At 42.6% G+C, this 21,080-nt stretch carries 17 protein-coding genes; 13 read left to right on the plus strand and 4 right to left on the minus strand.

Features of this window, described 5'->3' with window-relative positions; all coding sequences use genetic code 11:
- Positions 1 to 391: 391 nt before the first annotated feature.
- Entirely contained in the window at positions 392 to 643 is a 252-nt protein-coding gene (locus FTV14_RS06505) for a hypothetical protein (RefSeq protein WP_180053578.1), read from the minus strand.
- Positions 644 to 715: 72 nt separating this feature from the next.
- Between FTV14_RS06505 and FTV14_RS06510 the strand changes: the two genes are divergently transcribed.
- The 13 genes from FTV14_RS06510 to FTV14_RS06570 all read left to right on the plus strand — a co-directional run bounded on the left by FTV14_RS06510 (position 716) and on the right by FTV14_RS06570 (position 18,588).
- Positions 716 to 1,255 carry a GNAT family N-acetyltransferase gene (locus tag FTV14_RS06510; RefSeq protein ID WP_180053620.1) on the plus strand — a complete coding sequence of 180 codons (540 nt, stop codon included), beginning with the start codon at positions 716 to 718 and terminating at the stop codon, positions 1,253 to 1,255.
- A 538-nt stretch (positions 1,256 to 1,793) separates the two neighbouring features.
- On the plus strand, positions 1,794 to 2,669 hold the full coding sequence (locus FTV14_RS06515) for a MetQ/NlpA family ABC transporter substrate-binding protein (protein WP_180053579.1): 876 nt from the start codon (positions 1,794 to 1,796) through the stop codon (positions 2,667 to 2,669).
- Positions 2,670 to 2,741: 72 nt separating this feature from the next.
- Positions 2,742 to 3,767, plus strand: coding sequence for a methionine ABC transporter ATP-binding protein (locus FTV14_RS06520; protein WP_104426216.1), 1,026 nt, complete (start codon positions 2,742 to 2,744; stop codon positions 3,765 to 3,767).
- A complete protein-coding gene (locus FTV14_RS06525; RefSeq protein ID WP_180003144.1) occupies positions 3,764 to 4,459 on the plus strand; it encodes a methionine ABC transporter permease in 696 nt (231 codons plus the stop codon). The genes FTV14_RS06520 and FTV14_RS06525 overlap by 4 nt, the downstream gene beginning before the upstream one ends.
- 565 nt (positions 4,460 to 5,024) lie before the next feature.
- Positions 5,025 to 8,597, plus strand: coding sequence for a DNA polymerase III subunit alpha (gene dnaE / locus FTV14_RS06530; protein WP_180053580.1), 3,573 nt, complete (start codon positions 5,025 to 5,027; stop codon positions 8,595 to 8,597).
- Between the two features lie 35 nt (positions 8,598 to 8,632).
- Positions 8,633 to 9,481 carry an RNA methyltransferase gene (locus tag FTV14_RS06535; RefSeq protein WP_034703830.1) on the plus strand — a complete coding sequence of 283 codons (849 nt, stop codon included), beginning with the start codon at positions 8,633 to 8,635 and terminating at the stop codon, positions 9,479 to 9,481.
- Positions 9,481 to 10,290, plus strand: coding sequence for a serine O-acetyltransferase (gene cysE, locus FTV14_RS06540; RefSeq protein WP_159122783.1), 810 nt, complete (start codon positions 9,481 to 9,483; stop codon positions 10,288 to 10,290). Before FTV14_RS06535 ends, cysE begins: the two co-directional genes overlap by 1 nt.
- 122 nt (positions 10,291 to 10,412) lie before the next feature.
- Positions 10,413 to 11,363, plus strand: a complete 951-nt coding sequence (locus FTV14_RS06545; protein WP_180053581.1) for an ABUW_2363 family tetratricopeptide repeat lipoprotein — start codon at positions 10,413 to 10,415, stop codon at positions 11,361 to 11,363.
- A gap of 124 nt (positions 11,364 to 11,487) precedes the next feature.
- Positions 11,488 to 13,494, plus strand: coding sequence for a triacylglycerol lipase (locus FTV14_RS06550; RefSeq protein ID WP_180053582.1), 2,007 nt, complete (start codon positions 11,488 to 11,490; stop codon positions 13,492 to 13,494).
- 289 nt (positions 13,495 to 13,783) lie between these two features.
- Positions 13,784 to 16,408 carry a DNA mismatch repair protein MutS gene (gene mutS, locus FTV14_RS06555; RefSeq protein ID WP_180025438.1) on the plus strand — a complete coding sequence of 875 codons (2,625 nt, stop codon included), beginning with the start codon at positions 13,784 to 13,786 and terminating at the stop codon, positions 16,406 to 16,408.
- Between the two features lie 204 nt (positions 16,409 to 16,612).
- Entirely contained in the window at positions 16,613 to 16,936 is a 324-nt protein-coding gene (fdxA, locus tag FTV14_RS06560; protein ID WP_004786212.1) for a ferredoxin FdxA, read from the plus strand.
- A 140-nt stretch (positions 16,937 to 17,076) separates the two neighbouring features.
- Positions 17,077 to 17,790, plus strand: coding sequence for a D-Ala-D-Ala carboxypeptidase family metallohydrolase (locus FTV14_RS06565; RefSeq protein WP_004786214.1), 714 nt, complete (start codon positions 17,077 to 17,079; stop codon positions 17,788 to 17,790).
- 132 nt (positions 17,791 to 17,922) lie between these two features.
- Positions 17,923 to 18,588, plus strand: coding sequence for an O-methyltransferase (locus tag FTV14_RS06570; protein ID WP_180018177.1), 666 nt, complete (start codon positions 17,923 to 17,925; stop codon positions 18,586 to 18,588).
- 170 nt (positions 18,589 to 18,758) lie between these two features.
- On the opposite strand, the gene FTV14_RS06575 is transcribed toward FTV14_RS06570, so the two are convergent.
- The 3 genes from FTV14_RS06575 to FTV14_RS06585 form a co-directional block, all read right to left on the minus strand.
- Complete coding sequence (locus FTV14_RS06575; RefSeq protein ID WP_034703837.1) at positions 18,759 to 19,601, minus strand: universal stress protein; 843 nt, start codon at positions 19,599 to 19,601, stop codon at positions 18,759 to 18,761.
- 187 nt (positions 19,602 to 19,788) lie between these two features.
- Positions 19,789 to 20,406 carry a DapH/DapD/GlmU-related protein gene (locus FTV14_RS06580; RefSeq protein WP_180053583.1) on the minus strand — a complete coding sequence of 206 codons (618 nt, stop codon included), beginning with the start codon at positions 20,404 to 20,406 and terminating at the stop codon, positions 19,789 to 19,791.
- A complete protein-coding gene (locus FTV14_RS06585; RefSeq protein ID WP_159122803.1) occupies positions 20,399 to 20,998 on the minus strand; it encodes a YigZ family protein in 600 nt (199 codons plus the stop codon). Before FTV14_RS06585 ends, FTV14_RS06580 begins: the two co-directional genes overlap by 8 nt.
- Positions 20,999 to 21,080: the final 82 nt, after the last annotated feature.

Genomic DNA, 21,080 nt, shown 5'->3' on the forward strand with positions numbered 1-21,080 from the left:
TAATGGAAAAATCTAAAAGGTATGTTTTACCGAAAAAAAGAAGTAGAAACTACCCACGAGTTGTGAAAGGGAAACCACAGAAATACCCAAAAAAATGCCAGTCAATCTCTTAACTGACTGGCATTACGCTGAGTGCGGGGTTTTTAAATGCTCTCATTTTAAACAATAGGCTCTAATCCATTGCCAGAGCATCTTGGACATCTACCATTCAGCCCCATCACCACCACATTGTTTACAAAAAATTGTATCTACAGTATTAAATGTTTGTTTGTAAATATCTCTTAAATCTTTTTCTTCTAATTGGTTAGGATTTTTTGTATCTAATAAAATTGATGTATCTTTGTTTGCATTTATAAATCCCTTAATCTATTCCAGACTAACAGAACGTCCTTTATATTTTTCTAGTTAAAACTTCAGTTCTATGCTTATATAATTTTAAGCCATTATTTAATTCAATCTCCAACAGCACACACTTTTTATCATTCATACGTGATAATTTCAGAAGTCTTCCATCATCGATACAATAACGATGACTAGAATTTTCTAAAAATATTTTACTTTTCTTGCCAAAAATATAAGCATATAAATTTTTTTCTTGTGCTAAATCCTTTATATTTTCTAATGTTTTTTCTAATAGATCCATTTTTCTACTCTTAATTTGATCTCATACAATTATTACTTCAAATTTACAAATTTCAAGATAAACATGATTGCAATTATAAAAACCCCTCGCCTCATCCTCCGCCAATGGCAAGACGCTGACACTGCCCCATTTATCCAAATGTGTGCAGATGAGGATGTCATGCGTTATTTTCCCGCTCCACTGACATCTAAACAAAGCCTACAGTTTATTGAAAAAGTAACACGGCAAATTAATCAGCATGGTTGGGGTTTATGGGCAGTTGAGCTAAAAGAGACTAAAGAATTTATTGGCTTCATTGGTCTGCAACCACAACCTGATCTGTTTGAGTTTTCGCCCTGTGTTGAAATTGGCTGGCGTCTGGCGAAAAAGTATTGGCATCGAGGTTATGCTACTGAAGGTGCACGTGCAGTCCTAGATTATGCCTTTAATACTTTAAACCTAGATAAAGTTGTGTCGTTTACTGCCAAATCAAATACCCCATCTGAGGCTGTGATGAAAAAGATAGGTATGGTAAAGACTCAAGAATTTCAGCATCCAAAGCTGCCGGAAGATCACCCTTTATGTTGGCATGTATTGTATGAAATCAATCAAAGTAATTACTCAGGTAAATAAGACACGGCTCAAATCCTCCCTAAACATTTATTAAAAAAGATCTTTCAGTAGCTTAATGAGCTGATGTATTTATCATGTTTATTCATTTTTATGATTTCTATTGGATAAAATCTTATAAAGATCAATATTTAAGCGATCAGAAATTTTGGCTTATCTTCAATAAAAATAATATATTGTATTCATTAATATTTTGATCATTTTCATTCAATTTATATTCTATTAAAAAGATAAGTAAATAGTTTTTATCCACTATATTGAATAAATAATAATTGCTATGATTGCGCCCATTCAGAGCACCAAATTTGACTATATCTTTTATAAAACCTCTATTTACTCTCTCCAAATAGGGAATCTCTATAGTGGTTTGGTGAACTCTGACCCGATCGAATTAACGTGAACTGTTGCAGTACATTTGCATTTTCCCTGCCGGAGCCACATGCGACTCGATCTAAGGTCAGCTGAAAGTGTAATAAAACTCCACTTTAACATGACCTTAAAATGCATATACTTTAGGCAACACGAGAATTAGGACATCTTTATGAAAAAGCTACTTGGCGTTTTACTCAGTGCATCTGTATTGACACTAACTGCATGCGGAAAACAAGAAGCGCCTGCAACGGACGCAGCACAAAACAAAGACTCAGGTGAACTTCAAACAGTTACTATGGCATCCACTGGTTCAGATGCTGATGTATGGCGCTACATTTCAACTTTGCCTGAAACTAAACAAGCCGGCATCAAACTTGATGTGAAAAACTTCACTGACTATGTGGCGATGAATACTGCTGTTGCCAACAAAGAAATTGATGTCAATGCATTCCAGTCTTATGCCTATATGGTCGCTTATAATGACGCCAATACGCAAAAGATCGCTCCACTTTCTACGACTTATCTTGAGCCAATGGGGATTTACTCAAGCAAAGTGAAAAAAGTTGAAGAGTTTAAGCAAGGTGCGACAATTGCTATTCCTAATGATGGCGCGAATGAATCACGTGCATTGTTACTTTTACAATCTGCGGGTCTGGTAAAACTTAAACCAAACTTTGACCTGGTAAAAGGTACGCCTGCTGACATCACTGAAAATGCGAAACAGATTGTCATCAAGCCAATTCAAATGGCGACTGCAGTCCGTGTGAAAGATGAAGTAGATGCGATTGTTCTAGGTAATACTTTGGCAATGGAAGGTGGTCTGAACGTATTGAAAGATGCGATCTATTACGAAACGATTGATCAAAGTACTAAAATGAATGTTAACATTTTAGCTGTCGCTGCTGACCGTCAAAATGATCCTGTACTTCAAAAAGTTGGCCAGTTGTATCATACTCCTGCTGTGAAAGCCTATGTTGATGAACACTTCGGTGGTACTAAAGTTGCTGTAAATAAACCAGTGACTTATTTAACCGAAGAAAAGTAATACAATAATCAATATTCAGAACAGGCAAGATTTCTTGCCTGTTTTTTTATTCGTGATGCAGTATTTGACACTATGATTGAATTTAAAGACATCTCCAAACAGTATGAGCTCAAGGGTCAAACCTTACGTGCCTTGAATCGGATTAATTTACAGATTCCAACCGGCAGTATCTTTGGCATTATTGGCTATAGTGGTGCCGGTAAAAGTACCCTGATCCGCCTAATTAATCTGCTTGAACGCCCTACTTCTGGTCAGGTGATTATCAATGGCACGAACTTTACTGCTTTGGATGCCAAATCATTGCGTCAGGAACGTACCCAGATCGGCATGATTTTCCAGCACTTCAATCTGATGCAGACCAAAACGGTGGCTGCCAATATTGAAATGCCAATGAAATTGCTTGGTTGGAGTAAAGCTGAACGAGAAAAACGTCTCGAAGAACTGCTGGATTTTATTGATCTGAAACATAAGCGGCATGCTTTCCCAGATGAATTGTCAGGTGGTCAAAAACAACGTGTGGGTATTGCGCGTGCCCTCGCGAATCATCCGAAAATTCTGCTGTGTGATGAAGCAACTTCCGCACTTGATCCGCAAACCACCAAATCTGTACTGCAATTGCTGAAACGCATTAATCAGGAACAAGGCATTACCATTGTCATGGTCACCCATGAAATGGATGTGATCGAAACCGTATGTGATTATGTGGCTGTCATGGAAAAAGGTGATGTGATTGAAACCGGTTCTACCCTGCAGATCTTTAGTCAGCCGCAACATCCAACGACAAAGAACTTTATTCAGACTGTACTCCAGCAAAACTTGCCAGTGAATATTTTGGCGAATCTGGAAAATCAGAATCATCACAGTATTTATTGTTTAAAATTCTTGGGCAGCTCAGCGCAGGAAACCGTGATTCAAGGTGTGATCAAACAGTTTGATGTCAGTTTAAATATCCTGTTTGCCAATATGACAGAAATTAATGGTTCAGTGATTGGCCAGATGTTTATCCAACTTTTAGGCGATCCAGCGCAAATCACAGCGGCAATGCAATATCTGAGAGATAACGGCGTACAAGTAGATCAGGCAGGAGTACAAGAATGAGAGACTTAATTGTACAGTGGTTGACCACTATTACTGCGCCATTCTGGAAAAGTTCACTATCGATGGATCAGTTTGTTACTGCACTGCAAGAAACCTTTCACATGGTGTTCTTCGCAATGCTGTTTGGCTGTATCTGGGGCTTTATTCAGGCGATCATTTTACTTGTCACTCGTCCAAACGGCATTCTGCCAAACCGTGTGATTTACCACGTTCTAAACCCGATTGTGAATGCACTGCGTTCCCTACCCTTTATTATTCTGCTGATTGCAGTGATTCCACTCACTAAATTTTTAGTCGGTACTTCAATCGGTACTTGGGCAGCGATTGTACCTCTGACTATTTATGTCGGTCCTTATATCGGCCGTCTGGTGGAAACTTCTCTTCTGGAAGTAAATGAAGGCATTATTGAATCTGCTCAAGCCATGGGTGCAACACCAATGCAGATTATCTTTAAGTTTATTCTACCGGAAGCACGTAGCTCACTGATTCTGAATCTCACCACAGCAACTATCAGTTTGATTGGTGCAACCGCAATGGCGGGTGCCGTTGGTGCTGGTGGTATTGGTGACTTAGCGATCTCTTATGGTTATCAGCGTTTTGATACATCTGTGGTGATCATGACCGTGATTGTCTTATTGATTCTGGTGCAGATTGTACAAAGTGTTGGCGACTGGTTATCGCGACTTCGTTAAGCTAAATTCCTAAGTAAATAAAGCCCTCTTTTTAAGGGTTTTATTTTCTACCCATAAAAATATCTGCATCTTAAACATCGAAGCGAACATTTGATACATGACTTAGCAGCATGGATGCTGCCGTTGATCTGTGGCACATGGAAGTGCCATCAGATCAACGAGGGGTTTTGTTACTTTTGGCCCGTCAAAAGTAAGGCATAACTACTCAAAATTTAAATTAAAGTAAAAATAATGAAATTCTAATTTTCAAATAACTTTATGAATAAACTTACTGACACTTGAAATTCTTCTTTTACTTTTGAAAGATGAATAGCACTGCTATGCAAAGTAACAAAAATCTTCTGTTAGCTTGATGATACGTCCCAGTATCACAAGCCAACGGCGACATCCATGTCGCCTCATACAAATTCAATTTGGATACGTAGTTCTATTCCGATAAAATGATAAACATGACTTTAAGTCAATTCTAATTCACAATCTAAAAGTTCAGCATTTCCCCTCAATTTCAAACTGAAACAGTAAATCCCGTGCTAAACTATCGAGTGGTTTTTGCAGGGACTCATTTATGCACTTTGTTCATCTTGGTATTCATACAGAATTTTCGATTACTGAATCCATCGTACGTATACCTGACTTGGTCAAAGCTGCTGCGAATGACGAGATGCCAGCACTCGCGCTGACTGACTTATCCAATCTACATGCTGCTGTTAAATTCTATAAAAAATGTTTGGATAAAGGCATCAAACCGATTCTTGGCTCTGAAATTCGTCTGAATGATGCTGAGCATCGGGTTACCCTGCTTTCCATGACCAACAAAGGCTGGCGCAACCTGACCGAACTGGTGTCTGAAGGTTATATCAGCGGCCAGCAACTGGATATTCCTTGCGTACAAAAAGATTGGATCTTGAATCAGCACGATGACATGATCGTATTGCTCGGTATGCAGTCCGATGTCGGCAAAATGCTGATTACTTCAAATCCCGATAAAGCTGAACCGCTACTGCAAGAATGGGTAGAGAAATTTGAAAATCGTGTTTATCTCGCCCTCACCCGCACTGGCCGTGCTAATGAAGATACTTTCATTGAAGAAGCGGTAAAGCTCGCAAAGAAATATAATATTGGTGTAGTTGCACATAATGATGTGCATTTTATTGCACGCGAAGACTTTGAAGCACATGAAGCGCGTGTCTGTATCGCAGATGGTTATGTGCTTGGTGATAATCGCCGTCCTAAAACCTATAGCCCTGAGCAATATTTTAAAAGCTCAACAGAAATGGCGGAACTGTTTAGCGATATTCCAACCGCGATTGAAAACACATTCCATATCGCAAAACGTTGTAATGTCACCCTACGTTTAGGTTTCAACGATCTACCAGATTATCCAATTCCTGAAGGCCATACTATTGACACCTACTTCGCACATTTATGTGAAGAAGGTTTAGAAGAACGCCTGAACTTCCTGTATCCACCAGAAAAACGTGAAGAAGACTGGCCTATAATCCGTCAGCCTTATGATGAACGTCTGGCCTTTGAGATCAAGATTATTCTGGATATGGGCTTCCCAGGGTACTTCTTGATCGTCATGGACTTCATTCAATGGTCCAAAGGAAATGGCGTACCGGTAGGTCCGGGCCGTGGTTCAGGTGCGGGTTCCCTCGTAGCCTATAGTTTGAAAATTACCGATCTTGATCCTCTGCGCTATGACCTGCTGTTCGAACGTTTCTTGAACCCGGAACGTGTTTCGATGCCCGACTTTGACGTCGATTTCTGTATCGCTGGTCGTGACCGCGTAATTGACTATGTGGCACGGACTTATGGTCGTGATGCGGTATCGCAAATTGCGACTTTCGGTACCATGGCGGCCAAAGGTGCGATTCGAGATGTAGCCCGTGTCTTGGGTAAATCTTATGGTCTGGCCGATCGTATTTCCAAACTGATTCCCACCAAACCTTTGGGTTTAAGTCTGGAAGAATCTCTGGAAGCAGAACCACAGCTGAAGGATATCGTCACCAATCCATCCAATCCAGATTATGACGATGCCTCAGAAATCTGGGAAATGGCACTCAAGCTTGAAGGCATTACCCGTAATACCGGTAAACATGCCGGTGGTGTAGTGATTGCACCGACCAAACTGACCGACTATTCAGCCGTGATGTGTGATGCGGATGGTACAGCACGTGTTGCTCAATTTGATAAGGATGATGTCGAAGCTGCCGGTCTAGTGAAATTCGACTTCTTGGGTCTACGTAACCTGACCGTGATTGAAGATGCCATCAAGCACATCAATGCACGCCCAGACGTGACCGAACCGGTGAATATTTCCTATATTCCGCTGGATGACAAGCCAGCCTATAACATCTTCGCGACGGCGAATACCACCGCGGTATTCCAGTTTGAATCCGTCGGCATGAAAAAGATGTTGAAGGAAGCACGTCCTAGCAAGTTCGAAGAAATTATCGCCTTCGTATCGTTATATCGTCCGGGTCCAATGGATCTGATTCCTGACTTTATCCATCGTATGCATGGTGGCGAGTTTGAATACCTGCATCCATTACTGGAAAAGGTATTAGAGCCGACTTACGGGATCATGGTATACCAAGAACAGGTAATGCAGTCGGCACAGTTCTGTGCCGGCTATAGCTTGGGTGGTGCGGACTTACTTCGTCGTGCGATGGGTAAGAAAAAACCTGAAGAAATGGTCAAGCAGCGTAAGATCTTCATTGAAGGTGCTGCGAAAAAAGATATCGATGAAGCAACGGCGAACCATATCTTCGACTATATGGAAAAATTCGCAGGCTATGGCTTTAACAAATCGCATGCTGCAGCCTATGCACTTGTCGCCTATCAAACAGCTTGGTTGAAAGCGCATTATCCTGCTGAATTCATGTCAGCGGTGATGACCTCGGAAATGCAGAACACTGATAACGTGGTGTTCCTGATTGATGATTGCCGTCATAACGGACTGGAAGTATTACCACCATCGGTGAATATGTCGATTTACCAGTTCCATGCCAGTGATCCAAAAACCATTGTTTATGGTTTGGGTGCGATTAAAGGCGTCGGTGAAGCGGCAATGCAGTCCGTGATTGAATCACGTCAGAAAGAAGGTCCATATAAAGACCTGTTTGACTTCTGTCACCGTATTGACCTGAAGAAAATCAACAAACGTACGCTCGAAGCCTTGATCCGTGCGGGTGCACTAGATTGTCTAGGCATTGAACGTGCTGACCTAATGGCACAATTGCCTGAAGCGGTACAAGCTGCGGATCAGGCGCGTCAGAACCGTGAAACCGGGATCATGGATCTGTTCGGGGAAGTTGAAGAAGTCCAACGTAAACCTGCCAAACCGGTGAAACCTTGGTCAGATGAAGTTCGTCTGAAAGGTGAAAAAGATACCTTAGGTCTATACCTGACTGGTCACCCAATTGATGTATATCGTAATGAACTAAAAGCTTTTGTACCTTGTCAGATCAATGAATTAACCCCAACCCGTCGTGGTGTAACGACTGTGTTTGCCGGTCTGGTAGTCGATGTCGCTAACTTCCCGAACCGGATGATGGTGACATTAGATGATGGTACGGCACGTATCGAAATTTCCACCAACCATGAACGCTTCCAGCGCTTTAAAGACATCGTTCAGGTCGATAAAGTGGTAGTGATTGAAGGTGAAATCTACGAACGTGAAGGTTTTGACCGTCCACTCGGTCGTTTAACTAAGGCCTTTAGCCTGAATGAAATCCGTCAGAAACGTGCTAACAGCATCAAGATTACCTTGCAAGCTGAACATTACAGCAAAACCCTCAGCCGTGACTTGCAGCAGATTCTAGTGCCATATACCAATGTGGACATGAGCACGCATATTCCCGTGATTCTATATCTGGATTATGGCTATGCCACGGCCGAACTGCATCTGGGTTTAAGCTGGAAAGTTGCGCCGCTGGATGATCTTCTCGCCAAGCTGCGTGATTATTTTGGCAAGACTGCGCTCTATATCGAGTATCAGGTGAAGTCTAAAGCTGCACGTGCCGTATCTTATGAACAAGCCAAGCCGGTCGAGGTTCCGCCTCCACCTGCTGACATGAGTATGGACGATGCTCTGGCACAATATGAAGCTGAATCTCAGCCGCAGTATTCATAAATCTCCCATTTTAATATATCCAAACTGGAATCATCATGAGTCAAATTGACAATGCTGCTGTTTCAGCACATCTCTCCCATGTGCGTATTGTCATGGTTAATACCACCCTGCCTGCCAATATTGGTAGTGCCTTACGTGCCATGAAAACTATGGGCCTGTGCAAACTGGTCTTGGTTGCACCAAAAACCTACCCACATCCGGACATTGATGCCCTAGCTGCAGGTGCAACCGATCTGATCGAGCAGATTGAAATCGTAGAAACGCTAGAAGAAGCCATTAAGGATTGCCAGATCGTCTTTGGGACCAGTGCGCGTAGCCGCACCATTCCATGGCCTTTACTAGATGTCCGTCCAGCGGCAGAAAAAGCACTTTCTGCTGTGGTGCAAGAAAAACAGGAAATTGCGATTCTGTTTGGCCGTGAAGACCGCGGTCTGACCAATGAAGAACTGGCAATGGCGAATTATCACTTAACCATTCCTGTGAATACGGATTATGGTGTTTTGAATGTTGCTCAAGCCATTCAGGTGATCTGCTATGAACTGCGTATGGCAGCACTGGATCAGGTTGAACACCCACGTGATCCAAAAGCCACCATGCAAGTCATTGATGGCATTGAAATGGAATGGGATGAACCACTGGTGACCCATGAACAGATGGAACAGTTCTACCCGCATCTGGAAAAAATGCTGGCAGAAATTGAATTTATGGATCCAAAAAACCCACGATTACTTCCTTTACGCTTGCGTCGCCTTTTCGGACGTATACAATTAGATCGTATGGAATATCACTTACTTCGTGGTATTTTCACTCGTGTTCAGGCACTGAATAACGGCACCTGGAAAAAATCTTCCCATACATCACAACAGGATGAGGATCAAAACTAATGCTAAAACAGCTCAAAGAAGATATCCAAGCTGTCTTTGCGCGCGATCCTGCAGCACGCAATACCTTAGAAGTCTTAACCACCTACCCTGGCATCCATGCACTGATTATGCACCGTATGGCACATGAGCTATGGAAAAAAGACTGTAAAGGTACAGCGCGTGTTTTGTCCTCTTTTAGCCGTTTTGCAACAGGTATCGAAATTCACCCAGGTGCCAAGATTGGTAAACGTTTTTTCATTGATCATGGCATGGGCGTTGTGATTGGTGAAACTGCGGAAATTGGCGATGATGTCACCTTGTATCATGGTGTGACTTTGGGTGGTACCACCTGGAATAAAGGCAAGCGTCACCCGACTCTGGAAGATGGTGTTGTTGTTGGTGCAGGTGCTAAAATCCTGGGGCCATTCACGGTAGGTAAAAATGCCAAGGTTGGTTCCAATGCTGTGGTTACCAAAGCAGTTCCGCCGAATACCACAGCGGTCGGCAATCCTGCCCGATTTATTACCAAAGACCAGCCAAAAGAGGATGCTGAAGCACGTCGTCGTGATTATGCGGAAAGCATTGGTTTCCAGCCTTATGCAACGACACAGGATCAGACAGACCCGATTCTGGAAGGTATGCGTGTTCTACTTGACCGTATTCAACAAAATGAAAAACGCATGAATACACTGTGCAACCGCCTGTCTCTGCTTGACCCGACTTTTAAGAAAAACCAGTTAAATGAACAGCCGTTTAGCAAGGAAGAACTTAAAATTCTGGAAGATGCGCGCCGTGAGTGCGAAGCACAAACCAGTCAGTCCAAGGCCTGACTATAAATCGTAATTCTTTTGTAACACGCATTTGCTTGCATGATCGCAGCACTTTTCATAGACTGACGATCATGCATTTTTTGAATAGATGTTTTAAAAAATAACATGAATGGACGGATATTATGACCTTGAAGCCCTTAGCAATTGCTTGCTTAGCTTTTACCATGACGGCGTGCTCTATGGCACCGACCTCAAGCAAACAAGAACAGAAACCAGCTGATCAGGTAGTTTTTGTTGAACCTGAACTTACTCCGCCATTTTATGCTTTAAATCCATTTAACTATAACGAACCACCTCCATTTGAAGTTCATTTGCAAAAAGCCGCTGCGCAGCCAGTGACGAAAATGGTGGTCACTGATCCTAAAGATCCGTCTAAACAGTTAACCCTAGATGTGAACAAGCTGATCATCCCGATGGTGGATAGCAATACACGCAGTATGCGTTATGCAGCACTTGCCAATGAAAATGAAATCGACATTACCGAAATCGATGATTTCTTGCAGATGGTAGAAGGTAAAGCGCGTCATTATCCACCCCGCTTTAGCGACCGTCAGGAACGCCGTGGTTTTGAAGCAAAACTTCGCGAAGTTTCTCAACAGCTGGATACCTTGGCTTCACGTCCGAATGCTTCATTTGATGTCTTAATGCGTGCATTTAAGGCCAGCGTGATGGCACGTAATCTTGATTTGGGTTCTATCTATACCACCAAATCAATGACCTATGCACAGCGCATTCTTCGTATTAACCAGGATGATGCTGAAGCAAACTTCTGGTTCGGTTTTGGTCTGTCTGAAGGTGGTGGTCACCGCGAAGCAATTCAGTATCTGGACAAGGCAATGCAGGTGGGTGTTCAAGAAGCTTATTTATCTGCGGCAAATAACTACATTGCCATGGAGAATAAAAAGAACGCTGTTCAGGTTCTGAATAATTACAAAATTAAATATCCGCAAGAAGCTGAAGTCGCTGATCGTCTGATTCAGGAAATTGAAAAACAGGGTCGCTGGAACGTATGGCAAGTCATGCAAACAGCCGCTCCTGCACCAACAACCCCTGCGCCTACACCAGCACAATAAGCTATATTTCAGATTCATAATATTACAAATAGACCGCTCCGGCGGTCTATTTTTATGGGAAAAAATTAGTAAAATACAAAGCATTATCAAGCTTTATAATTTTAAATGAGTGTTCAAAGTCTTTATGCACGAGAAAATAAATAAGATAGCATTACTTTGCACTGTACTCATGACAGCTGTACTGAGTGGCTGTCAGGTGGTGAGTGTTAAAGAGCAGGCTATTAATGTCACCATCAATAATGAACGCGATAGCATTCTTACACGCGATAAGTTGAGTGAAGCCAGTCTGAATGTCCTGTCCATGACCGGACGTGAAGCACAAGTCTGTGAAAATAATCCAGAAGAATGTGTGAAAGAGCTACAAGAAATTCCACAGATTCTGGATGAGCAATTACTTTCAACATCGAGTGAATTATATCTAGCTAAATCACTCCAGCTGGGTAAATCGGCTGAATGTAAAACCAGTGCTCTGGCTAAAACCCGATCTGAAGAAAAACAGCAACTGCAAACCCAGAACCTGCAAAAATGTCAGGAACAGCAGTTACAAATGCTGGATAAAAGTATCCGCTACAGTTATGCCTATCTGTTCCAGACTAAACGTGCGCCCCAAGACCGGATTTTCGACAACCGACAAGTTCAGATTCGTGACTTTTATAACCTGGCAATTGCTCATTTAATCCAGATCTACGCAGAACGTTATAAAACCAAAGAAGCCGGACAACGCCTGCAGGTTGGAAACAGTATCTATACCATTAATCTGGACAATTTCCCCCAGCTCAAGAATCAGCCAATTGAACAGTTAATGTCGACCTATAACATGAACTTCTCTGGTCTGCGCTCGATTACCCGTCGTGACGGTTTCGGCTCTGAGTTTCTGGTGGTCTTGCCAGAAGAAGAAATTTCCAAAAAAGATAAAAAATATCTGGTCGATCCACTAAATCACCAATATCAAAATGGCATAAATCCTTTTATTCATTCAGCACGTTATCTGGCAACCACGATTACCGCCATTCCAGAATCAGCAAACTCTGTAGAACAGATCCTGAATAACAGCAACTTCCATTTAAAACTTTATGACCCGTATAAATATGACAAGATTAAAGTTGCCAATAAGGAATATGCTTTAGCGGCAAACTTTTCAGCGCCTTATGGGCTATGGCTGGCAGAAAACAATCTGGGACGCGCAGCTTATCTGACACTGATCAATCGTGACGATAATCTGGTCATGCCGCATCTGTTTATGCTGGAACCTTACAATCCAAATAAGAAGGTTTTATTGCTGATTCATGGTTTGGCCAGCAGCCCGGAAGCCTGGATTCGTTTAACGAATGATATTATGGGTGATCCGGTCTTAAGAGAAAATTTCCAGGTGTGGCAGGTCTTCTACTCAACCAACATGCCTATTCTGGAAAGCCGTTTCCAGATTAATGCGCTGCTTCAACAAGGTTTCGCGCGTATTAGCAATAATGCACCAGCCAAAAAAGAAGCTGTACTGGTCGGACACAGTATGGGTGGTGTCATTGCCCGTCTATTGGTGAGTGATGCAGATATTACCGAGCCCGCTTTTAATATTGTAAAAGATTCAAAGCTGACCAAGTTCCGGGACAATCCACTCTTTAAAGCGCGTTTCAAAATGCAGCCTGTTCCGAATTTCAGTCGTGCTATTTTCCTGGCAGCACCGCATAAAGGGACCGATTATGCAGATCGCTGGCATACCAAACTGGCACGTAAAATTATTCGTGTGCCAAGTGCCTTTTTGGGTGCATTTGCTGACACTGTCCAAGGTGAAATTGGCTTAAGTGATTTTCTGCATGAAGTTGGTCATGATCTGATTCAGAATGGGCCGAGTGATCTTAGTAAGAAATCAAAATTCACGGCACTGACTAAAGATATTAATCCGGCACCAGGTTTCAAATTTCACTCGATTATTGGCAATAATACAGATAGTGATGATGAAAACATCATGACTGATGATGTCGTTGCTTATCAGAGTGCATATCTTGAAGGAGCGGCTTCCAATAAAATTATCAAAGGTGGACATTCCGTTCAGGAAACGCCTGAGGCTGTACTGGAACTCCGCCGCCTTCTCAGATTACATCTGGTCGACCTGGGATTGTATGACCCTGATTAAATTTTGATGAAAGATATAAAAAAGCTGCCTCTGGGTGGCTTTTTTTATGGGCAACCCATGTATCAATACCCTTTTATGCTTTATATCGACTAAGTCCGTACAAATACAGATTCCTGCGGATTTATGTTTCTTTCTAAAAATTAAATTTGTTAGACTTGAGACAATTATTTTTGACATTCAAACCAGTCTTTACAGGATTTTAGCTTAGGCTATTTTCCAGGTTTTCCGAGGATAGTGTTTCGGAAAAAGATTCAGGTTTTGCTTTATATATTTAAAGGATTTTTTCTTAATGACCAGTTCAGAACTTGTGGCTGATCTCTCTAGCTTAACGCCCATGATGCAGCAGTACATGTCGGTCAAAATGCAGCATCCACACTCATTGATGTTTTATCGCATGGGTGATTTCTATGAACTGTTCTTTGAAGATGCCCATAAGGCCGCCAAAATTTTAGGCATTACCCTGACCCATCGCGGTAAAGCCAATGGCCAGCCAATTCCCATGGCCGGTGTACCTTTCCATGCTGCTGAAGGCTATCTGGCTCGTCTGGTGAAAAAAGGCGAAACGGTGGTGATCTGCGAGCAGATCGGTGAAGTGACTGGTAAAGGTCCAGTTGAACGTGGGGTCGTCCGGATTATCACTCCCGGGACTTTAACTGATGATGCCTTATTAGGTGCGCATCAAACCTCCAACCTGGTGGCTCTGTGTGTTCAACACCAACAAATCGGAATTGCACTTCTCGACCTGAGTGCGGGTTTATTTAAAGTCCAGCAAATCGATTATGACTTAAGTCAGTTAGCCATTGAATTGGCACGCCTCATGCCTAGCGAAATTGTGATTGATGAAAATCTGCAAGATCAAGCACTGGTAGAACACTTAAAACAACAGCTAGATGTTCCAATCAGTAAACGTCCGAATGTCGACTTCAACCAGAACAATGCCCAGAAGACCTTATGCGACCAATTTGCAGTAAGTACACTTTCAGGTTTCGGAATTGATCATCTGCCTTTGGCCAAAGCTGCTGCGGCTGCATTGATTCACTATGCCAAAGAAACCCAGAAAACGGCTTTACCGCATATCCGAACCATTCAACTGGAACAAAGTTCAGACTTTATTGCACTGGATCCAGTCACCCGTCGCAACCTCGAATTGATTGAGCCTTTATTTGAACATGGCACTTCATTGTTTCAGCTGATCAATGACTGTCAGACCGCTATGGGTGGCCGTCTGCTTAGCCGCACCCTGATGCAACCGCTTCGTGATACTGCGATACTGGATGAGCGACTGGATGCGACACAGGCATTGCTTGAAGGTTTCCATGAATCGCCAGTCCGTCTGGTCTTAAAAGAAATCAGTGATATTGAACGTGTACTCAGCCGTATCGCTTTAGGTAGTGCTCGTCCACGCGATCTGGTTCAATTACGTCAAGCCTGTGCACAGATTCCATTTTTACGCCATGCGTTACAACCGCTGTTAAGTCAGCAGAATTCGAAATTATTGCAACAGCTGAATGAAGAACTGGGCGATTTTCATGGCCTGCATCAGCGCCTGATGTCCGCCATTGTTGAAAATCCACCGGTATTGCTACGTGATGGCAATGTCATTGCAGAAGGTTTCGATAGCGAGCTGGATGAGCTGCGTAAAATCCGTGATCATGCCGGACAGTTCCTGATTGATCTGGAGATTAAGGAACGTGAGCAAAGCGGCATTCCTACCCTGAAAATCGGCTATAACCGTGTCAGTGGTTATTATATCGAACTGACTCGTGCACAAGCTGAACAGGCACCTGAACATTATATCCGTCGCCAAACGCTGAAAAATGCTGAGCGTTATATCACGCCTGAACTAAAAGCTTTTGAAGATAAAGTATTGTCTAGCGAATCCCGTGCACTTGCTCGCGAGAAAATGCTATTCGAAATGTTGCTGGATGAACTGCGTCAGGATATTGGCAATCTACAGATGATGAGCAGTGCGATTGCCCAGATCGATCTGTTGGCAAACTTTGCCCATCAGGCACGTTTACGCAATTGGGCACGACCAAAATTCAGCCCTGAAATTGGTGTGAAAATCGTTGCCGGCCGTCATCCTGTGGTTGAAGCCTTAAGCAAGGCAGCCTTTACTCCAAATGATACCCAGCTGGATTATCAGCACCGTATGGCCATTATCACCGGTCCAAATATGGGTGGTAAATCCACCTTTATGCGCCAGACTGCCCTGATTGCCCTACTGGCTTATTGCGGTAGTTATGTGCCAGCGCAATCGACAACACTGGGTCCAATTGACCGAATCTTTACCCGGATTGGCTCTGCAGATGATTTGTCGACTGGCAAATCAACCTTTATGGTGGAAATGACGGAAACTTCGCAAATTCTGCATCATGCTACCAGTCAATCTCTGGTTCTGATGGATGAAGTGGGTCGTGGAACCAGTACTTATGACGGGCTGTCCCTGGCTTGGGCTTGTGTGCTGGATCTGACTAAACGGATTCAATGTCTATGTCTGTTCGCAACGCATTATTTTGAGCTAACCGAACTGGACAAAGAAGCAGGAATTGATAACTATCATGTCACAGCCAAAGAACTAAATGGCAACCTTATTCTGCTGCATAAAGTCCAACATGGCCCAGCTAGCCAGAGTCATGGTTTACAAGTGGCTAAACTGGCAGGTATTCCTGCGGCTGTAATTAAAGAAGCTCAGCATCGCTTGAAGATTCTGGAAAAGCAGCATCAGGCCAAACCACAGAGTCCGCAGCATGATCTGTTTGCGATGCCTGAAATCATCGAAAAAGTCATCGAGATTGAAAAGCCTTCAGCAGCGCTTGAATTATTAGAAGACATTGATGTCGACAATCTGAGCCCACGTGAAGCATTACAGCAACTTTATGCTCTTAAAGATCTCATGAAACAGCCAAGTTAAAATCTCTTCTAAGCCCTATCCCGCATAGGGCTTAGCTGATGATGATTCTCATTCCCTAAGCCTTTCATCCAATCATCGCAGTTTTTTCAAATTTAACAGCCCTATATATAACAAATATCAATAAAAGGAATTGTTTGTTCCCTCTATTTTTGCCTAAAATACGGTATTCGTCATTAGAACCATATTTTTTAGGTAGCTGTCGCCATGACCTTCGTTGTCACTGAAAATTGTATTAAATGTAAATATCAAGACTGTGTTGAAGTTTGCCCAGTAGACTGTTTCTATGAAGGTCCTAACTTCCTTGTGATTAACCCGGACGAGTGTATCGACTGCGCGTTATGTGAGCCTGAATGTCCTGCGAATGCAATTTTCTCTGAAGATGAATTACCGGAAGGCCAAGAAGTCTTTATCGAGCTAAATGCTGAACTGTCTCAAAAATGGCCGAACATCACACAAATTGGTGAGCAACCTGCTGACCGTGAAGAGTGGAATGGTAAAACTGATAAATTACAATATCTTGAAAAATAATTTTTCAAATCTTAAAAAAAGACCAGCATAGACTGGTCTTTTTTTATACCCCATCCACACATTTCATTGCAATTTATCCTGATTTTCTCCGTAAAAGTGGACTAAAATAGCGCTATTTTAAAATATCTGAATTGCTATCAATGAAGCATTTAATAAAGGGGTTATTGAGTGTTTGTATAATCCCGCTTGTCTTTGTAGGATGTGCTACCACCACAAAACAGTCTGGTAAAGTAACTCCAGATAAAAGGATTTACATCCCAGAAGAACGAGTCCAGTACAACCATAAACCACAGCCTAAACCGGTTCCTTATGTCTATACTCACTGGGTATCGGCACTAAATAACCTGTCTCTTGTACGTGAATATGAAAACTTTTTGGCCCAGCAAGGGGTCGGAAATATTATTCCAAGTTTTGAGCTGATGCGTACTGCACGGGATTGGGCTAAATGTGGTCGATCGCAATATATGATTCCAAGCCGTGAGCTCTGGTCAAATCAGGTGCCTACTTTACGTGTCTTCAAATATCTGGTTGCTGCCAATGTACTGACTGATTTTGAAGTCACTTCGGTTTATCGTGACCTGCCTTTAAATCAGTGTGCCGGTGGAGCCAATTCTTCACGTCACCTGTTTAACTCGGCAATTGATTTTCGGATCGGACCTGAGTACCCACAGGCTCAGGATTATGCAGCAATTGAAAATACCAAGTTCAAACTGTGCCAGTTTTGGTTACAGCATGGACAAAGCCTGAATATGGGGCTCGGTTTATATGCCTCTGGCCAAATCCATATTGATACTCAAGGTTATCGCACTTGGGGCCCGGATTTAAGTCGTCGCTCATCAATGTGTAATTACTAAGTCATTTCATTTTCTATACAAAGCCAGCTTTTGGCTTTGTATAGCCTAAAAAACCAGCGAATATAGAACAATAAATTGCGCTGTGCCCGGAAAAGTTTAAAATGCACGCATCACAACAAAGGTGCGAGTACTATGCAACAAATGTGGACAGATATTGACCGCTACATTGATTCACATTTAATTCCTGAAGATCCTATTCTGAATCAGACTCTTGAAAATACTGCTGCACATGGTTTTCCAGATCATCTGGCTGTTGCGCCGAATCAGGGCATGCTGCTGCAAATGCTGATTCAGATGAATAAGTGCAAACGTATACTGGAACTGGGAACCTTTGCTGCATATAGCACCATGTGGCTGGCTCGTGCCCTCCCTGAAGACGGTTATATTCTAACCATTGAAGGCCGTGATACGCATGCTGCCATGGGACAGGAAAATATTGATCGTGCACAGTTAAAACAGAAAGTTGAGCTGAAATGTGGCCGTGCTGCAGATGTGCTTCGTGCCCTGCCTGAAGATACTGAAGCTTTCGACTTTATTTTTATTGATGCCGATAAGCAAAGCTATCCTGAATATCTGGAGCTGAGCTTAAACCTTTCCCACTCCGGTACCATTATTTTCCTGGACAATGTGATTCGTGCCGGTGATATCATCAATCCGGACAATAAAAAACCAAGTATTGAAGGCATTCGTGACATGTTTAAAGCGCTGGAAAATCATCCACGTATCTTATCTTGTACTGCTTTACAGACCGTTGGCAGTAAAGGACATGATGGTTTTGCACTCGCAATTGTCAAATAATACGACTAGAACAAAAATCAGCCAATAAAGTATTCCTGATAAATAACATCATCTTACAGAATGTAACCACAGAGTTATCCACAATATATGAGGATAACTCTGGTTGTTTTTAATTCAAGCTGTAACAATTTATCAAAAAATACATTTCTGTAGGTTTTATCACCCTCTTTCTACTTCGCTACCAATAATGGCACTTTAGAATTTCGGAAAATCGTTGTCGCAATACTGCCCAAGAAGAACTGGTGGATCTTGCTGTGACTGAATGCCCCCAAGACAATTAACTGAATCCCATGTTCCTGCTGATAAGACAGGATATTTTCAGCTACTTCTCCATAGCGGTATTCTGGAACGACCTCTAGTCCTGCTTCTGTCAAATATTGCAGAGGCTCATTCAGGATTTCCACATGATCCCCGATATAAAGCAGATGACATTGTAATTGTCTTAATAAATCACTTTCTGCAATGCGTTTCATCATCTTCACACAAGTCGGCGAATATTCATAAGCAAAGATAAAACGTGTCGGTGGTCTGAAGTGTTCCCCTACAGTCATCACTGTACAGTTAGCACCACGGATAAAGTTTTCTACATTGGTGCCGATTGGCTTATTTTTCTCGGCAGAACGCTCACCGAGTAGTCCAATGACTGCAATATCATCAGGTTTTAGAATCTGAAAACTTTGTTCCAGAAAATCACCCTTTTCCTGAATATGGGTGGTGCGGATGCCATAATCTTTAAAGATACGATCCGAAATATGCTGGAGCAGATTATTGCTATAACTAAGCGCAATTTCACTTTGCTTTTGCTCCAGCTCAGCCAGCTCTTTAAGCAACATGGCATTGCTTTCAAAGCCAATCACACCGCTAATTTCCCCAAGATGATAACTGGCCGGGTAATAATCCAGAACCTGTAATAAAACCAGTTCACGACCAGTCTGTTTGGCAATCCATGCAGCCGCATCTGCAAGTGCGTTCGTGCATGGTGAGGAGTCTATGCAGGCAATGACACGTTTCATGTTCAGCCTCTCTTTTATAATAAAAATTTCTTAGTTATTTTTAACTTAGCACAAGCATTAGTAAATGTGCACTGAAATCTGTAAGGCTTGAATTGAAATATGTTAACTTTTATGTGATGTTCTAAGGCCTTTACCGAATATTAAGCACCTGATATAAATCCTTTTTCCAAGAACTTCTTTCACTATTTTAATCCCGATATCGAATCAATTTTGCCGGATTTCCGGCGACAATTGCACGCACTTCAATATCTTTCGTGACTATGCTATTCATCCCTATAATCGCCTGATCGGCAATTTTCACCCCATCTTTAATGCCGACATGGGCACCTAGCCAGACATCCCGACCAATCTCAATCCCTTTGGACCTGACTGGCTGCTGATAAATCGGCTGCTCCAGTTCCATCCCATGATCAAAGGCATAAAGATGACAATAAGCTGCGATACGTACCTGGTCATGCAGTTTAATGCCCACCCGACCACCATCCAGAATACAATGATGATTAATGGCGACTTCGTTACCAATCTCCAGAGGACCATGTAGCGTACAATCTGCTGCAATAAAGGTATTATTCCCGATACTAATTTTACGCCCCGGTTCAGCGAAGATATGTGCCAACGGCGAAATAAAACAGTTTTCGCCAATCTCAACTGTTTCCATCTCCATCAAATAGGCCTGATATTCTTTCTGCCAAGCTTCAGCCCAACCACGATTCTTCGGTTTTAAGGACCAATATAGCCAAGGCATATAGTTCAGACGATGTTTATGCTGCTCGCGATATTTCAGTAATGGATCTTGTTCAGTCATCTGTGGCTTCTTCTATGATTTTTAATTGTTCACGACCGCGAGTGACATCCTGAATTTTTAAAGCAAAAGGTTCAATCTGATGTTTCTGGAATTGTGCCTGAACCTGTACGCCTTCAGCCGAATATTCTTCCTGATAGTCAATCTGCTGCTGATTCAACTCATACTGAAAAATCGCCCACTCATTAAACTGGCAAGCAAATTCGACCTTTTTCTTTTCAATCAGCTCAATTTTTTCAGCTAATAACAAACATTGTCCAGCACAGCCGCCATAGGCACGGACCAGTCCGCCGGTGCCTAATTTAATACCGCCATACCAGCGATTCACCAGTACCAGTACATTGGTTAGCTCATTGCCTTCAATAGTCGCGAGGATCGGTCGGCCAGCGGTACCCGATGGCTCACCATCATCATTAAAGCGTACATGATGACCGATTTTCCAGGCCCAGCATTGATGAGTGGTGGTCGGATCACGATAGACCTCCAGAAAATCCTTCACATCCTGCTCATTTTCTACAGGTGTGGCAAAGGCCTGAAATCGGCTTTTTTTGATGTCTTCCTCAAAACTGACAAGGCTGGCAATGGTAAATGGCATAACTTCAGGCATTCAAATTTCACCTGTGCAGTATACCTGTTTTGATGGGGCAAAGAAAAAGCCTCTCTAAACGAGAGGCTTG

It is taken from the genome of Acinetobacter sp. YH12236, assembly GCF_013417645.1.
Classification (GTDB): domain Bacteria; phylum Pseudomonadota; class Gammaproteobacteria; order Pseudomonadales; family Moraxellaceae; genus Acinetobacter.

Bases quoted from the DNA above. Each gene is read 5' to 3' on its own strand.
- fdxA (WP_004786212.1), top strand. From the start codon at position 16,613: ATGACCTTCGTTGTCACTGAAAATTGTATTAAATGTAAATATCAAGAC.
- dnaE (WP_180053580.1), top strand. From the start codon at position 5,025: ATGCACTTTGTTCATCTTGGTATTCATACAGAATTTTCGATTACTGAA.
- FTV14_RS06525 (WP_180003144.1), top strand. From the start codon at position 3,764: ATGAGAGACTTAATTGTACAGTGGTTGACCACTATTACTGCGCCATTC.
- mutS (WP_180025438.1), top strand. From the start codon at position 13,784: ATGACCAGTTCAGAACTTGTGGCTGATCTCTCTAGCTTAACGCCCATG.
- FTV14_RS06550 (WP_180053582.1), top strand. From the start codon at position 11,488: ATGCACGAGAAAATAAATAAGATAGCATTACTTTGCACTGTACTCATG.
- FTV14_RS06505 (WP_180053578.1), bottom strand. From the start codon at position 643: ATGGATCTATTAGAAAAAACATTAGAAAATATAAAGGATTTAGCACAA.
- FTV14_RS06575 (WP_034703837.1), bottom strand. From the start codon at position 19,601: ATGAAACGTGTCATTGCCTGCATAGACTCCTCACCATGCACGAACGCA.
- FTV14_RS06535 (WP_034703830.1), top strand. From the start codon at position 8,633: ATGAGTCAAATTGACAATGCTGCTGTTTCAGCACATCTCTCCCATGTG.
- FTV14_RS06545 (WP_180053581.1), top strand. From the start codon at position 10,413: ATGACCTTGAAGCCCTTAGCAATTGCTTGCTTAGCTTTTACCATGACG.
- FTV14_RS06580 (WP_180053583.1), bottom strand. From the start codon at position 20,406: ATGACTGAACAAGATCCATTACTGAAATATCGCGAGCAGCATAAACAT.
- FTV14_RS06515 (WP_180053579.1), top strand. From the start codon at position 1,794: ATGAAAAAGCTACTTGGCGTTTTACTCAGTGCATCTGTATTGACACTA.
- FTV14_RS06520 (WP_104426216.1), top strand. From the start codon at position 2,742: ATGATTGAATTTAAAGACATCTCCAAACAGTATGAGCTCAAGGGTCAA.
- FTV14_RS06570 (WP_180018177.1), top strand. From the start codon at position 17,923: ATGCAACAAATGTGGACAGATATTGACCGCTACATTGATTCACATTTA.
- FTV14_RS06585 (WP_159122803.1), bottom strand. From the start codon at position 20,998: ATGCCATTTACCATTGCCAGCCTTGTCAGTTTTGAGGAAGACATCAAA.
- FTV14_RS06565 (WP_004786214.1), top strand. From the start codon at position 17,077: ATGAAGCATTTAATAAAGGGGTTATTGAGTGTTTGTATAATCCCGCTT.
- cysE (WP_159122783.1), top strand. From the start codon at position 9,481: ATGCTAAAACAGCTCAAAGAAGATATCCAAGCTGTCTTTGCGCGCGAT.